We start from the raw sequence: 15463 nt of genomic DNA on the forward strand, positions 1-15463 counted from the left end.
ATTTGTTTTAAACGGTAACTATGAAACTTCATTTGATCTTGACATATTAAACATTGAATATGATCTTTTTTTAATCTGATGTCAATAATCAATTTTCCATCTTTTCTATGAGTTTCAAGATGTTCAATTCTATTTTTGATTGATTCTAAGAATAATAGTTGTATAATATTATCATGCATGGGGCCTCCTTATAATTTACGTTACAGCTAACTACAATTATAAGACAGCTCCTTTATTTTTAAACAATAAAATCCACCTATAACATATATGGAGGTAGACCTCCCAATAAGTTATTGGGTATCGTAAACCTCCATATATGTTATATACCTAAAATAAAAAGTAGACTGTTCATTTAGAATAAAGTCTACTTTTTATTTTGTTATTCTTCATCATTATCATCTGAATCAATGATGATTGTTTTACTTTTAACTTTAATTGATTTCATTTTATCTGCTGGATTTGGCGCAGTTAAGATTTGGAATACAGGAATTGTTAAGAAGATAATCCATCCTGGATGCCATAAATCCCATGCTAATCCCATGATGAGATATGCAATGATGACAACCAATGGATAAGTTAATCTTAATTTTTTTAATCCAACGATAAATGGCATAATTGGAATTGCTAAAAATGCAATCCACCCTGGGTGCCATAAATTCCAACCAAAACCTAATGTTAAGAAAACAATTAAAGAAATCATTGGTGTTGCTGCAACAACTCTACGTTGCCAATTGTAGTTAAACATAGGTGTATTCTCCTTTATTGAAATTACTATATTATAATAACTCCATTTTGTGAATGATTTCATCTAATATCGATAAAATCATCCCATTTTTATAATACATCAAAAATGCATCACTATTTGAATCTACATAATCAATACGATATATAATTGTTAGAAACGTCAATAAATCATCAATTGATTGATCTTTAATACATACCTTATTAGCTTCACAAGTTAAAAATATTGGATATTTTTTTAAGTATGCTTTATCTAATAAAAATGATTCTTCTAAATATAAGCATAAATCTAAAATGATTTTTCTTATTGTAAAATCATCTTGAGAATTAATAAGTTTGTGATATGTTGACTTAAAAACATTTAAATGTTTTTTAATTGATGGTGTCATACATCCTCTGTGAAATAGAAAATATCAAGTTGTTGTCCACCACGTCGTTTTCTTTCATCAATTCTTTGCCATTTCGATGAACGTCCCTTACCAAGTGGTTGAATTAATCCTTCATCTTTTAAACGTTTTAATGTTCTATCAATTGTGATTTTTGCGACCGTTGGATGTGCTAATCGAATATCTTCTTTTGTAAATATTTCTTTTCCATTTCTAATTGTTGATTCAATACTATCACCTTTATTCAGTTTCTTTTCAAAACTATATGATCTTACAAAATCATTCATTTTTTCATAGGATGACCATAAAATATCAACAATTAATCTTTGTAATAAATCCACATTTGGATATCCCGTTGAGTAATAATAATTCGCTTGATTTAAAGCTTGTATATAACTGTCAAAGACGTTATAAAATGATTCAAAAAATGAAACATATTTAAATACTGCAAAATCTTTAACTAAAAATGCATACAATATGATATATGAAATAATGTCATTATAAAGTGTAAATGGTTCAAGATGAATATAATCAACATAGAAGTTTGCTATTAATTGAATGAGTTCATATTGCTTAGTTTTTTCTTGTTTTAAATAAAGTTTTACAAGTTCTTCTAACTCGTTTCTTCCGTTTATCTTATTTCCATTTGAAAATAATGTACCATCTTTTTTTTGATCGATAGTTTTAAATTTTGCAGATTCAACATCTTTACCCAAAAGTTTTGCCAAATCATCAAATTCGTTTGCTAATACTTCAAATTCTTTTGGGTAATTTTGAATATTATGTAATGCTTTTTTGATATTCAAAAACAAGGCTTCTTGTTTATTTTTAGGCACTAATTTTTTCCTTGATAAATGCTTAAGCCTTGGTTCTGTGAAATCAAATTTTAAAATCTTACCGAGATAAAAAGCATTTGTTTCAATAACCTTGTTTTTAAATATGTCTTTATCTCTTTGAAATAAATCATCATAATAAAACTCCTTACCTTTGGCTTCATAAACCTTAATAAGTAAGAGTAAATAATCAGATGATACTTGAAGTCTTGACATGTTAGATAAAGCTTTCATATAAACTCCTAACTAATTAATCGTGGAATGGAGATCCCCCGATAAACTCTAATAATAATGAATTAGAAGGTATTAATTTTTCATCAATATCTTTAAAGTATTTTAAGAATTTCATTAAACGATTTGCAGCTATAAAGTGTTTATCATTACGTGGTATTTGGCTTAGATGAGGCATTGCATATTTTTTAAGAACTAATAACTCATAAGTCAATTCAGAATTAAATACGTAGTTAGCACCTTCTTGGTGTGGATAAATCCATTTAAACTCTCCACGTCTTACACTTGGCCACATATCAAGTGTTTGTGTAACACTTGTATTACGATATCTTTGGTCACGGACCATACGACGTAATAATCTTAAATCTGTTAAAGAAATTGGGTTATGTTCATCAATATGGATTTGTGTTTGAGGTGCAATAAATATTTTGAATTTTTGATGACTTGGAATAAGTGATGTTAAGCGATCATTTAATGCGTGGATACCTTCAATTAAAATAGGTGATCCCTTTTCTAATTTCATTAAGTGCCCTTCAACACGTTTACCAGCCTTAAAATCAAATTTAGGTAAACGTACTTCTTTTCCTTGAACTAAATCGGCCATATCTCTATTAAAGCGATCAATATCTAACGCTTCAACATGTTCTAAATCTGGTTTCCCATCAGCATCAAGTGGAGCTTCGCTTTTTGGTTTATAGTAATCGTCCATTGAAATCATGCGAGGTTTAATACCATGTGCCATTAATTCGATACGTAAACGGTTGGTAAATGTAGTTTTACCACTTGATGATGGACCAGCAACTGCAATTAACTTAATATCGTCAATTTGGCTTGCAATCATTAATCCTAATTCTGCTAATTGGTCATTATGTCTTGTTTCACAAAGGTTAACGAAGTCAACTTGTTTATCGCGTGTTTCTGTGTGTTGGTTAATATTGGCAATTGTGTCACCACCAATAATCTTACCCCACTTATAAGCGCCTTTTAAGACTTTCCCAAATGTTTTTTGATCTGTAAATTCAGGTAATTTTCCACCAAGCTCTGCTCTTGGGAAGAAAATTAAGAATCCAGGTGTATAGAATTTTGTATCAAACAATGTTAAATAACCTGTACGAGGTAACATATATGAAAACATATAGTTGACATAATTACCTGCTTGATAAAGGTTTACATTATTCTCTTCTCTAAATTCTAATGTTTTAATTTTGTCGGTATAACCAAAATTTGTATAAATTTTAACCGCTTCTTCTTTAGAAACTGATAAACGATGAATTTCAATGTTTTCTTTGATAATGTTTTTTACTTCATTTAGAATACTTTCATATGTATCATATGTCATATCGCCTTCTTGAAGTGTAGCTAAAATTGAACGTGAAATAGAATATGAGAATCGTAATTTGATTTTTGGATCTATACGATATGCAGCCATAGCGAATACATAACGTAATGTTGCTTCATAAATACGCATACCATCATGCACTTCAGTTCCAAAAAATTCAACTTCTGCATTATCTGTTAATACATATGATAATTCACGAATTCTGCCATCTATAGCAGCAGATACAATATCTTTTAATCCTAATTTATCTTTAATTGATTCTAGTGTTGTTGGTCCTTCAAATTTATATTTTTGACCTTTTACAATAACTTCCATAACTTATCTCCTATAAAATATTATTCTTCGTCATCAAATAAATCGAGTCTTGATAAACGAATTTGTTGATTTGTTTTTGTAATAACTTGTTCTTCTTTAAGCTTAATTGGTTTAGTTTCTTTTTTTGGTGGTTCTTTCTTGATGATTTCTTCTTCAATATCTTCTTTCGCATCATCAATTGAGATATAAAATCCATCATCAAGCATTTTCTTACCAAATTTATTATTTGAATATTTAAGTTCTGAAACTAAAACCTTTAAACTTTCTTTACTTGATACTAATAATGTATTTACATCTTCTTTTGCTTGTGCTTTTGAAAAGCGTGAAGCAGAAACAATTAGATGTGGATTAGTTTTTAGTCGTTCGATAACTATAATACCTCGTCGATTTCGACCATATTTTGGTAACTCCATAACAGAGTCTTTAATGACATGTCCACGGTTCGTGAGCATGTAAAATTCATCTGAATCATATGCATAAAATGCGCTAACTAACTCATCCCCCTCATTTAGTGACATTGAATTGACACCACCTGCTTGTAGTCCGTAATTTGGTAATTCATCAGTATTAAATCTTAATGCATAACCTAATTTAGATAATGCAATGATATTTGGTTTTCTATTAATATCTACTGAAACTAATTCATCTGTCTTAGATAACTTCATTGCACGAAGTGGTCGATGGTATCTTGTAACATCTAAATCAATTAATTGAATTTGTTTCATTTGACCTTCTTTAGTTGCTAATAATAGTTGAATATCGCGATTAAAGTTATTAAAACTAAATACTTTAATAATGCGTTCGTTTTTATCAATAGGAACAATATTATTGATATAAATTCCTAAATCTTTCCATTTTTGATCTTCTATTTTAAAGACTGGTAAATAAATATAGTTACCTAAGTTTGTAAAAAGAATTAAAGTGTCTAAGTTATTTAATTCTTTTTCATAAACTAATGCATCATTTTCTTTTAATCCAACGTCTTTACTTGCATTAAAACTTCTTAAAGAGGCACGTTTAATATAACCATCTTTAGTTACACCAATCATGACATTTTCATCACTAATTAAATCTCTATGATCAATTTTAATGTTTTCAATTTCATCTTCAATAACTGTTTTTCTTGGTTTACCAATTTCTTTTAATACTTCTTGAAGTTCTTTTTTAATTGTACGCATTAAAATTCGTTCATTAGATAACATTTCATTTAGTTCATTAATGAGTTGATTTAAATCTTCTTGTTCTTTCATTAAGGCTTCAATATCAGTTGAAGATAATCTATATAATTGAAGCATAACAATAGCTTCAGCTTGTAATTCAGTGAATCCAAATCGATTCATAATATTTATTTTTGAATCAGCTTTGTTTTTAGATTGACGAATAATTTTTATAACTTCTTCAACAACTGAAGTCATCTTAATTAAACCTTCAACGATATGATTTCTCTTCATTGAACGTTCTAATTCATAGTTTGCTCTATTAGTTACAACTTCTTTTTGGTGTTCAATATAGGCCAATAATAATTCTTTTACACCACATAATACAGGTCGATTATTTAATATAGCCACCATATTATAGTTAAAAGTAATTTGTAAATCTGAATTTTTCAATAAATAATTGATATAAAATTGTGCATCAGCACCTTTTTTAAGATCGATTGCAATTCTTAATCCTTCTTGGTCAGTTTCATCACGAACTTCTATAATATCATCAATATTGTTATTTACGCGTAAATTATCGATGCTTCTTACTAAATCTGCTTTATTAACTTCGTATGGTATTTCTGTAACAACAATTCGATCTTGTGCCTTAGAAATTTCTTCAACTTCAATTTTAGAGCGAATAATTACACGACCAACACCCTTTTTCATGGCTTCTAAGATACCATCTTTACCTTGGACAATACCACCTGTTGGAAAATCTGGTCCTTTAATATATTGCATTAAGTCTTCTGCTTCTAAATTTGGATGATCAATAAGTGCAATCGTTGCTTCAATAACTTCTGCTAAGTTATGTGGTGGAATTTTTGTTGCATAACCAGCACTAATCCCCATAGCACCATTAACTAAAAGATTAGGAAATCTTGCAGGTAAAACAGTTGGTTCTTCTTCTTCGTCATCAAAGTTTGGTACAAAAGGTACTGTTCGTTTATCAATATCTTTTAATAAATATTCCGCTTCTTTTGATAATCTTGCTTCAGTATAACGCATCGCTGCAGCTTTATCACCATCAATTGATCCGTTATTTCCATGCATGTCAACTAAAGGTACAAGCATTTTAAAATCTTGGCTCATACGAACTAAAGCCTCATAAATAGATGAGTCACCGTGTGGATGGTATTTCCCCATAACATCACCAGCAATTCTGGCTGATTTTTTATATGGTTTATTACTTAATAGTCCCATTTCACCCATTGCATACAAAATACGACGTTGAACAGGCTTTAATCCATCTCTTGCGTCTGGTAATGCTCTATCTTGAATAATATATTTTGAATATCTTGCAAAACGAGAGGAGACAATATCTTCAAGTAATGTTTTTTGAATTCGTTCATTTACGAATTGATTGATTTTTTCTTTTACTGATTTCATTCTCTATGTTTCCCCTCTATATCAAAATCATCTCGAATTTCAAAATCAACATTACGTTCTATCCATTCTCTTCTTGGTAATACATCATCACCCATAAGTATGCTAATATATTTATCACTTTCACTAAAATCATCTATGCTTACTTGAATTAATGTGCGTGTTTCAGGATTCATGGTTGTTTCCCATAACTGGTTATAGTTCATTTCACCTAATCCTTTATAACGCTGAATATTAAATGAAGCATTTAAGTTTTCAATGATATCTTTTAATTCTTCATCGCTCCAAGCATAAATTATCTCATCTTTTCTGCCTTTTTTAGTTGTAATTTTATATAAAGGTGGTTGAGCGATAAATAATCTTCCATCTTCAATTAATGGTCTCATATATCTAAAGAAGAATGTGAGTAATAATACTTGAATATGTGCTCCATCATCGTCAGCATCGGTCATAATAATGACTTTAGCATAATTACATTTTTTAATGTCAAAGTCAGCACCAAAATCTGCACCAATTGTATGAATAATTGTTGAAATTTCTTCATTTTTTAAAATTGCTTCTGTGGTAGCTTTTTCCGTATTAATAACCTTACCACGTAGTGGTAGAATTGCCTGGAATCTTCTATTTCTTCCTTGTTTGGCTGATCCTCCTGCAGAATCACCTTCAACTAAGAATAATTCATTTATATTCTTATCTTTACCTTGAGCAGGTGTTAATTTACCACTTAACAATACTTCCTTTTTATTTTTCTTTTTTATATCTCTGGCTTCTTCTCTAGCTTTTCTTGCAGCTTCTCTAGCTTTTGAAGCTAAAACAGCCTTTTGAATAATTTTATTTGCTGTTTCTCTATTTTCTTCAAGATACGTATTAAATCTTTCATAAACAGTTGTTTCAGTTGCAATTCTTGCATCTGGGGTTCCAAGTTTAGATTTTGTTTGTCCTTCAAACTCTAAGATATTTTCAGGAATTCTTAACGAAATAATAGCAGTTAATCCTTCTCTTATATCTACACCATCTAAGTTATTATCTTTTTCTTTTAATATGCCATATTTTCTTGCATAATCATTGATAACTTTTGTTAGGCCTGATTTAAAGCCAACTTCATGGCTACCACCATCTTTAGTTCGAACGTTATTAACAAAACTGATAATATTTTCTTGATAACCATCTGTATATTGTAAAGCAACCTCGATTTCAATTTCATCTTTTTTTTGGGTCTTATAAATATAATTGATATCAACTACTTCTTGAAGTGCTTCTTTGCCATGGTTTAATTGCTTAACATAAGCTTTAATACCTTCATCATATTTAAATGTTTCTTTGATATTTTTTCTTTCATCGTGTAAAACAATTTTTAAACCACGAATTAAAAACGCTGATTCTTTTAAGCGTTCTTTGATTGTGTCATAATTATAAATCGTTGTAGAAAATATTTTAGGATCCGGTTTAAACCATACGGTAGTCCCTGTCTTTTTTGAATCTCCAATACGTTCTAGTGGAAAAATCTTTTTTCCACCATCTTCAAATCTTTGTCTAAAGATACCGCCATCTTTGTAAACAGTAACTTCTAATAAAGTAGATAATGCATTAACAACAGATGAACCAACACCGTGTAAACCACCAGCTACTTTATATCCACCTTCAGTACCAAATTTACCCCCTGCATGTAATACAGTAAAAATGACTTGTGTCGTAGGTACACCCGATGGATGCATTTTATAAGGCATGCCTCGACCATTATCAATGACTTCAATTGAATTATCTTTTTTAATTGTGACTTGAATTTCATCACCAAAACCAGCTAGTACTTCATCCATTGCGTTATCAACAATTTCCCAAACCAAGTGATGAAGACCACGACCATCGGTAGAACCAATATACATACCAGGTCTTTTTCGTACTGCTTCAAGTCCTTCTAGTATTTGTATTGAGGATTCGTCATATTTTTTTTCTGCCATAATTTACCTCAGCATTCATATAATGTATGTTTATTATACATGAAAAAAGATAATCATTCAAATAGAATTGATTATCTTTAATACTTAATTTTTACTCTGTAAATGGATTATTATCTGGATCGGTATAAACATTTTGTCCACGATTTAATGCATTAATTTTAATTAAATCTTCATCGCTTAATTCAATGTTTAGTGCATTAAAATTTTCAATTAATCGTTCTTCATGAACAGTCTTTGGGATCATAACTATCCCACGCTTTAAGCCCCATGCAATAATAATTTGAGAAATTGTTGCATCATACTTTTTGGCTATTTCGGTTAATGCCTCACTTGTTGGTGCTTCAAACACTCTTCCTTTTGCAAAAGGTCCATAGGAAGTCATATTGATATTTAATTTTTTTAAATGATTAAGCAGTGGTTCTTGACTTAATAATGGATGACATTCAACCTGATTCATCGCTGGTTTAATTTTAGCATATTTAACTAAATAATCGATATGATGAATTCTAAAATTAGAAACACCAATCGCCTTAATCAATCCTTTTTCATAAAACTTTTCTAAAACTTGCCATGCTTTAAGGTTAATTTCAGGATCTGGACTTGGCCAATGAATTAACATTAAATCAATATAACCTAGATTAATTTTTTCTAGACTATCTAAAATATCTTTTTCAATTTTTGATTGATCGCCGTGATATAGTTTATATATTTTAGATGTTACAAAAATTTCACTTCTATCAATCTTTGAATCTCTAATCGCACGACCAATATCAGATTCATTATGATACATTTTTGCTGTATCAAACATACGATAACCAACCTTCAAAGCCGCTAAGACTGTTTCATATGCACTTTCACCGGCTTCAACTTTATATGTTCCCAAACCAAATTGTGGCATACGAACACCGTTATTTAAAGTTATAAATCTCATATAGATACCTCCTTTAATCGTTTTATTTTATCAGCATCTAAATCATCAATTAATGCAAATAACATCCTGCGAGCTTGTTCTAAATCAAACTTATCTGCAAGTGCTGCTGTTGAATGTATATAACGCGCTGGTAGACCAATAGTTGTTGAAGGTATTCCTTGATGCATATCTAATGCTTTTGCTGCATCAGTTCCTCCCATTGAGAAATATGGTTGGTAAGTAATATGATTTTTCTCTGCAACTTCAACAAAATAATGTCTTAGGTTTGCAAGCATAATATTGTTTGGATCAAAAACTCTTAATAAGAATCCATTACCAAGTTTTACATCACTATCTTTTTCATTTATATCATTTACAGGTGAACAATCAAGTGCGATAAATAAATCCGGCTCAAACATATTTACACTTGTTTCGGCCCCTCTTAATCCAACTTCTTCTTGAACGGTTGATCCAATAACTAAATTAAAATCAAATGATTTTTGACTGGCATACTCTATGGCTTCTAATGCTAATCCACAACCAAAACGGTTGTCAATTGCCTTTGCAATCCAACGATTACCATTAAATGTTTCAATGTATGGTGTATCAAATAACACCATATCACCAACCGCTACGCCATAATTTAAAGTTTCTTCTTTTGATTTTGAACCAATATCAACTAAAAGATGTGCAATATCAATTTGATTTCTTGTTTTTAAATGTGGCGGAATAGATCCGATGACACCAGGAATTTTATGTCCATTTTTTGTATAAACATATACAATTTGAGAAATAAAAACATCTCCTGATAGGCCCCCAATTGGAATTACTCTTAATGCTCCATTTGGTTCAATGCTTTTAACCATAAGACCGACTTCATCCATATGACCAGCAATCATAACAGTTAATGCATTTGGATTTTTTGATTTTTTATATGCAAAAATGCTTCCTAATTTGTCTTTTTTTATTTCAAAATCAGAAAACTTTTTCATATTTTCTTCCATGTACTCACGTACTAATTTTTCATGTGAAGAAATAGCTGGTATTAAACTTAAATTTTTATAATGATTCATATTCTGTCATCTCCGCGCTAAATTCAAATATTGGTCCCGCTATTCTTTTTTTCACTTCATATTCAGTCATATATTTCGATGGTGCTAAATCCAAGTTAATGTAATTAATTGAAAAATTAGATTGATTGAAATAATCAAGTGAATCTAAGAAAAAATCACGATGGTCAGTTCTTACTATAATTTTACCATGTGGTTTTAATAACTTTTTATATAATATGAGTTTGTCATTATAGGTTAATCTACGTTTATGGTGTCTTGCTTTTGGCCAAGGATCAGAAAAATTAAGTTGTATTGTATCTACTTTTGACTCACCTAAATAATCGAGTAAATACATTGCATCATCCATAATCATTATTAGATTATCAATATTTAGCTCTTGCTTTTTTTGTGCTAATCGATAGATGACATCTTTATTACGTTCAACACCAATAAATATGTCATTTGGATGATCCATAGCCATTGATGAAATAAATTGTCCTTTGCCAGAACCAATTTCTAAAAAAACTTTTTTTTCTTGATTTAAATTTATAAGTTTTCTGTCCATTATGATTCCTAACGATAAAAGGTTAGGAATTGTCGCATTTTTAATTCGTTTCTGTCTCATATGCTTCCTTCTTGTTAAATTGTCTAGCAACCCATATGCCTAGTGGTAATATTATTAATCCAATTAGCCACATATACCAATGTTCACTAAAATTAAAAATATTTATGGGAGATATTTCATCACTTGATAATTCTTGATGAAGTGAAACAATAATATTAATTGGCGATGCTAACATAATACCTAATACAAATTGATAAAATGTGTTTGGATAATGTTTTAAAATTAAGTTAAGTAGTTTTCCAATTATAATAAATGTTAAAAGTACACCTAATCCAACAAACACTAAATTAATGGATTGATTAAAAAACGTTTGATAATTACCATCAACAAAATTTGTAAGAAGTGCTTTTGGTAAATTTAATAACGGTGTATAAAAACCGAGCATCATCAAAATCATAGTTCCAGATAAACCTGGAATTATTAAGGATATTGCTAATAAAATACCTACAATGGTCCAAATAAAATAATTCATTGTGTTAGAATCAGCTACTGAAGTCGGGTTTATAAATGCAACAGAAACCAAAATTATTGTAGTTACTAAAGTCACTATAATGCTTTTAACTGTAATCTTTGATTCTCTTGCAAGTAAATAAATATCAGGAACACCACCTAAAATAAGCCCGATAAATAATAATGTCGATGGAATAGGAACAAAACTAAATATGAATAACACAATAATAAACCCAATCAAAATACCCAATCCTATGCCTAATAAATATTCCCAAATGGATAGAATTGCTCGGATTGGTTTTTTTGTTAAAAGGTCTAATGCTTCAATTAATTTAGCGTATATATTGAAAGCGGCGGCAATCATGCCACCACTAACACCTGGTAATATCGAACCAATTCCTACTAATGTTCCTTGTAGAATTTTTTTAATCATCAACAACTTGTCCTAATCCTTCATTAATAATGAATTGAGTAATACCTTCAATAGCTTCTTTAGCATCAGGTCCTTCAGCATGGACTTCAATGATTTCACCACGATAAATACCTAAACTCATGACACCCATAATACTTTTTAAGTTCACTGAACTTCCAAATGCAGTTAAGTTTAACTCAGATTTATATCCCATTGCCTCATTAACAAGTCGTGTAGCAGGTCTTGCGTGCAGACCATATTCAGCAATAACTTTAAACTTTTGCTTCATGAATTTACCCCATTTCTAATTTTATCAAGACTATCTTTAAGTACTTTTGGATTTTCTTTGACTAATAACTTAATTTCTTTTCCTGTCATAAATCCGGATATATTCATACTTTTAAGTGTTTCTTGAGAAACCAATTTTGGATCAAATAAAGTTATTTTTAAACGTTTATTATCGAGTTTGGTTGATAAAATGTTTTCTACACCACCAAGTGCAGTTACTATTTTATTAACATCAAATAATTCTTTATTACTTTTAGACTTTTTTTGTTTAGCATAGTAGATACTTAAGTAAATACAGCCAATTAGAGCTACAACTAAACATGCTATAAGTACCCATGTCCATACTGCAATTTTTTCCATTGAATCTCACATCCTTAAATTTATTATATGTTGTTTTATATAAAAATACAATCTATATATTTTAATGCTATGTTATAATGATTTTAATAATATCAAGGAAGGTAATTGAAATGGATTATATCATCGAACTTATCAAATATATTCTCCTAGGAATTATCCAAGGCATTGCTGAAGTTTTCCCAGTATCCTCTTCGGGACATTTGTTATTATTCAATCATTTATTAATGCCTGGAAAAGACTTAGATACAGAACTAAATCTATTATTAACTTTAACCAATATGGGTTCATTTTTAGCCATTTTTATCTTTTTCTTTAAAGAAGTGAAAATATTAATTATTGACTTTTTCTTATTTATCTTTAAATCTAATGAGCGTAAAAACCCTTCTAGATTTAATAATTTCAATTATGTTGTTAAATTATTAATTGCTGTTATTCCAGTTGGAATAACAGGATTAATTGCTAACCATTTCTTACAAAAAACACTATTAGTAACGGGTATTTCTTTACTAGCAACTTCAATATTATTATTAATTGCTTTCACATTAAGAAATAAAAGTTTAGTTCAAGAAATTAGTTATAAAAATGCACTTATTATTGGTTTATTCCAAGGAATTTCACCTGTCCCAGGTTTATCACGATCAGGTATTACCATTGTTGGTGGTTCTACTCAAAAACTAGATATGAAAGAACTACTTAAATTTTCATTTTTATGTTACCTAATAATTAGTGTTCCTGTATCATTATTAGGTATATATGATGCTATAAAAACTCCAGGATATATTGATATATTAGGTGTTAGTTTAGCATTTTTATTTAGTTTTATTTTCTCATTAATTACAATACGTTTTTTATACAAAATTGTAACTTATAAAAATTTAATATGGTTCTCAATATATACTTTCATTATTGGAACCATATCAATTATTTTATATTTAATTTAATTATTTTAAGAACATACTATCGCCAAATGAGAAAAATCTATATTTCTCATTTATAGCTTCTTTATATATTTCTAATACTTTCTTTCTATCATAAAAAGCTGATACTAGCATAATCAATGTTGATTTTGGTAAATGAAAGTTTGTTATTAAACTATTTACAACTTTAAATTGATATCCTGGATAAATAAATATGTTTGTATCGAATCTTCCTTCATGAAATAGGCCATCAAAATTAGATTCTAATGTGCGAATCGTTGTAGTACCTACTGCAACGATATTTTTTTTATCTTTAACAGCTTTATTTAAGGCTTCACAAGCCACTTTACTAATTTCATATGTTTCTGAATGCATATGATGTTTAAATATGTCATCAACTGCAACCGGTCTAAATGTACCAAGTCCTACATGAAGTGTTATTTCAATAATTTCTATACCTTTGGCTTTAATTTTATCTAATAATTCTTTTGTAAAATGTAGTCCTGCAGTTGGTGCTGCTGCAGAACCTGGAATTTCCGCATAAACGGTTTGATAACGAGACTTATCTTTTAACTGTTCATGGATATAAGGGGGAAGTGGCATCGTACCTAACTTATCAAGCACTTCTAAAAAAATACCTTCATAGTATGCTCTAAAAATACGTATACCTTCATCTTTAACATCAATACATTCTAACGTTAATAATCCATCACCAAAGTTAATTTTCGTACCAACTTTAACTCTTTTAGCAGGTTTGGTTAATGCTTCCCATACACCATAATCAATTTCTTTTAGTAACAATACTTCAATTAAAGCTTTTGTATCTTCTTTAATTCCCATTAATCTTGCTGGAATGACTTTTGTATTATTCATGACTAAAACATCATTTTCGTTTAAATAATCAATAATATCATAAAAATGTAGGTGCTTTTTCTCACCTGATTTTCTATCAATATAAAACAATCTTGAATGATCACGTTTTTCGATTGGATGTTGAGCTATTAATTCTTTAGGTAAATCAAAATCAAATAAATCTATTTTCACAAGTCTAAAAGTCCTTTATAATATTTTTTTCCAAGTAATTCAAATGCTAATTCGGTAGCGACTCTACCACGTGGTGTACGTTTAATGTAACCTTCTTGAAGTAAATACGGCTCAAAAACATCCTCGATTGTACCTGGTTCTTCTCCAATTGTTGATGCAATAGACTCTAATCCAACTGGTCCCCCATTAAATCGCTCAATGATACCACGAAGATATAAATAATCAGAATCGTCTAAACCACGTTCATCAATACCTAATTTGCCTAATGCAAGTTTAGTAATTTCTAAAGTAATTTTTCCATCATTCATGATATCTGCAAAGTCTCTTACACGACGGAAAAGACGATTAGCTATACGAGGCGTTCCACGGCTACGTTTTGCTAATTCCATTACAGCATCTTCTTCAATCTCATGTTCATAAACTTTCGCAGTGCGTCTAACGATTTGAGCTATTTCATCCACTCTGTAATAACTTAATCTAAATGTTACACCAAAACGTTCTCTTAATGGATGAGAAAGATCCCCAAATCTTGTTGTAGCTCCAACTAATGTAAATGGAGGTAACTCAATGCGTAAACTTCTTGAATCACGTTCTTTATCTAAAATAATATCAATTACGTAGTCTTCCATTGCTGAATATAATACTTCTTCAACAAATCTAGGTAGACGATGAATTTCATCAATAAATAAAACATCTCCTGCATTTAATGTTGTAAGTATAGCTGCTAAATCACCCGTTTTTTCAATTGCGGGACCGGATGTTATTTTTATTTGAGTTCCAAGTTCGTTAGCGATAATTTGAGCTAAAGTTGTTTTACCTAAACCTGGTGCACCATAAAGTAAAATATGATCAAGTGATTCTTGTCTTTTAAGTGTTGCTTTAATATAGACATCTAACATTTCTTTAATATTATCTTGACCAATATATTGATTTAATTTTTGAGGTCTTAATAGTAATTCATCCTCTTCTTTAATATCTAGTTCTCTAATTATAGATTTTTGCATGCTCCCACCC

15 protein-coding genes are annotated in these 15463 nt (G+C 29.7%); 1 reads left to right on the forward strand and 14 read right to left on the reverse strand.

Annotated features, from left to right (window positions below; all coding sequences use genetic code 11):
* Nucleotides 1-379 precede the first annotated feature (379 nt).
* The 12 genes from T434_RS0103845 to T434_RS07825 form a co-directional block, all read right to left on the reverse strand.
* Nucleotides 380-745 (reverse strand): hypothetical protein, encoded by a 366-nt coding sequence (locus tag T434_RS0103845; RefSeq protein ID WP_026399979.1) that lies wholly within the window; start codon nt 743-745, stop codon nt 380-382.
* A gap of 31 nt (nt 746-776) precedes the next feature.
* On the reverse strand, nt 777-1130 hold the full coding sequence (locus T434_RS0103850) for a hypothetical protein (RefSeq protein WP_026399980.1): 354 nt from the start codon (nt 1128-1130) through the stop codon (nt 777-779).
* Nucleotides 1127-2194 carry a hypothetical protein gene (locus T434_RS0103855; RefSeq protein WP_162150702.1) on the reverse strand — a complete coding sequence of 356 codons (1068 nt, stop codon included), beginning with the start codon at nt 2192-2194 and terminating at the stop codon, nt 1127-1129. Before T434_RS0103855 ends, T434_RS0103850 begins: the two co-directional genes overlap by 4 nt.
* Before the next feature lie 16 nt (nt 2195-2210).
* The gene (locus T434_RS06880) at nt 2211-3845 is read right to left on the reverse strand and encodes a nucleoside kinase (protein ID WP_051614372.1); all 1635 of its coding nucleotides are present in this window, start codon (nt 3843-3845) and stop codon (nt 2211-2213) included.
* A gap of 20 nt (nt 3846-3865) precedes the next feature.
* The gene (gene parC, locus T434_RS0103865) at nt 3866-6436 is read right to left on the reverse strand and encodes a DNA topoisomerase IV subunit A (protein ID WP_026399982.1); all 2571 of its coding nucleotides are present in this window, start codon (nt 6434-6436) and stop codon (nt 3866-3868) included.
* On the reverse strand, nt 6433-8391 hold the full coding sequence (gene parE / locus T434_RS0103870; RefSeq protein WP_162150703.1) for a DNA topoisomerase IV subunit B: 1959 nt from the start codon (nt 8389-8391) through the stop codon (nt 6433-6435). Before parE ends, parC begins: the two co-directional genes overlap by 4 nt.
* 91 nt (nt 8392-8482) lie before the next feature.
* On the reverse strand, nt 8483-9322 hold the full coding sequence (locus T434_RS0103875) for an aldo/keto reductase (protein ID WP_026399984.1): 840 nt from the start codon (nt 9320-9322) through the stop codon (nt 8483-8485).
* Nucleotides 9319-10374 carry a M42 family metallopeptidase gene (locus tag T434_RS0103880; protein ID WP_162150704.1) on the reverse strand — a complete coding sequence of 352 codons (1056 nt, stop codon included), beginning with the start codon at nt 10372-10374 and terminating at the stop codon, nt 9319-9321. Before T434_RS0103880 ends, T434_RS0103875 begins: the two co-directional genes overlap by 4 nt.
* Nucleotides 10361-10978 carry a tRNA (guanosine(46)-N7)-methyltransferase TrmB gene (trmB, locus tag T434_RS06885; protein ID WP_051614375.1) on the reverse strand — a complete coding sequence of 206 codons (618 nt, stop codon included), beginning with the start codon at nt 10976-10978 and terminating at the stop codon, nt 10361-10363. Before trmB ends, T434_RS0103880 begins: the two co-directional genes overlap by 14 nt.
* Nucleotides 10959-11861: an undecaprenyl phosphate translocase family protein gene (locus T434_RS0103890; protein WP_026399986.1), complete on the reverse strand. Its 903-nt coding sequence runs from the start codon at nt 11859-11861 to the stop codon at nt 10959-10961. The genes trmB and T434_RS0103890 overlap by 20 nt, the downstream gene beginning before the upstream one ends.
* The gene (locus tag T434_RS0103895) at nt 11854-12129 is read right to left on the reverse strand and encodes an HPr family phosphocarrier protein (RefSeq protein ID WP_026399987.1); all 276 of its coding nucleotides are present in this window, start codon (nt 12127-12129) and stop codon (nt 11854-11856) included. The genes T434_RS0103890 and T434_RS0103895 overlap by 8 nt, the downstream gene beginning before the upstream one ends.
* The gene (locus T434_RS07825) at nt 12126-12488 is read right to left on the reverse strand and encodes a PTS sugar transporter subunit IIB (protein WP_162150705.1); all 363 of its coding nucleotides are present in this window, start codon (nt 12486-12488) and stop codon (nt 12126-12128) included. The genes T434_RS0103895 and T434_RS07825 overlap by 4 nt, the downstream gene beginning before the upstream one ends.
* A 110-nt stretch (nt 12489-12598) precedes the next feature.
* Here T434_RS07825 and T434_RS0103900 point away from each other — a divergent pair, with 110 nt between their 5' ends.
* On the forward strand, nt 12599-13429 hold the full coding sequence (locus T434_RS0103900) for an undecaprenyl-diphosphate phosphatase (protein WP_026399988.1): 831 nt from the start codon (nt 12599-12601) through the stop codon (nt 13427-13429).
* Here T434_RS0103900 and queA read toward each other — a convergent pair whose 3' ends face one another.
* Together queA and ruvB are read right to left on the reverse strand one after the other, a co-directional pair.
* Complete coding sequence (queA, locus tag T434_RS0103905; RefSeq protein ID WP_026399989.1) at nt 13430-14449, reverse strand: tRNA preQ1(34) S-adenosylmethionine ribosyltransferase-isomerase QueA; 1020 nt, start codon at nt 14447-14449, stop codon at nt 13430-13432.
* Nucleotides 14446-15453: a Holliday junction branch migration DNA helicase RuvB gene (ruvB, locus tag T434_RS0103910; protein WP_162150706.1), complete on the reverse strand. Its 1008-nt coding sequence runs from the start codon at nt 15451-15453 to the stop codon at nt 14446-14448. Before ruvB ends, queA begins: the two co-directional genes overlap by 4 nt.
* Nucleotides 15454-15463 lie beyond the last annotated feature (10 nt).

It is taken from the genome of Acholeplasma equifetale ATCC 29724, assembly GCF_000687735.1.
Lineage (GTDB): Bacteria > Bacillota_I > Bacilli_A > Acholeplasmatales > Acholeplasmataceae > Acholeplasma > Acholeplasma equifetale.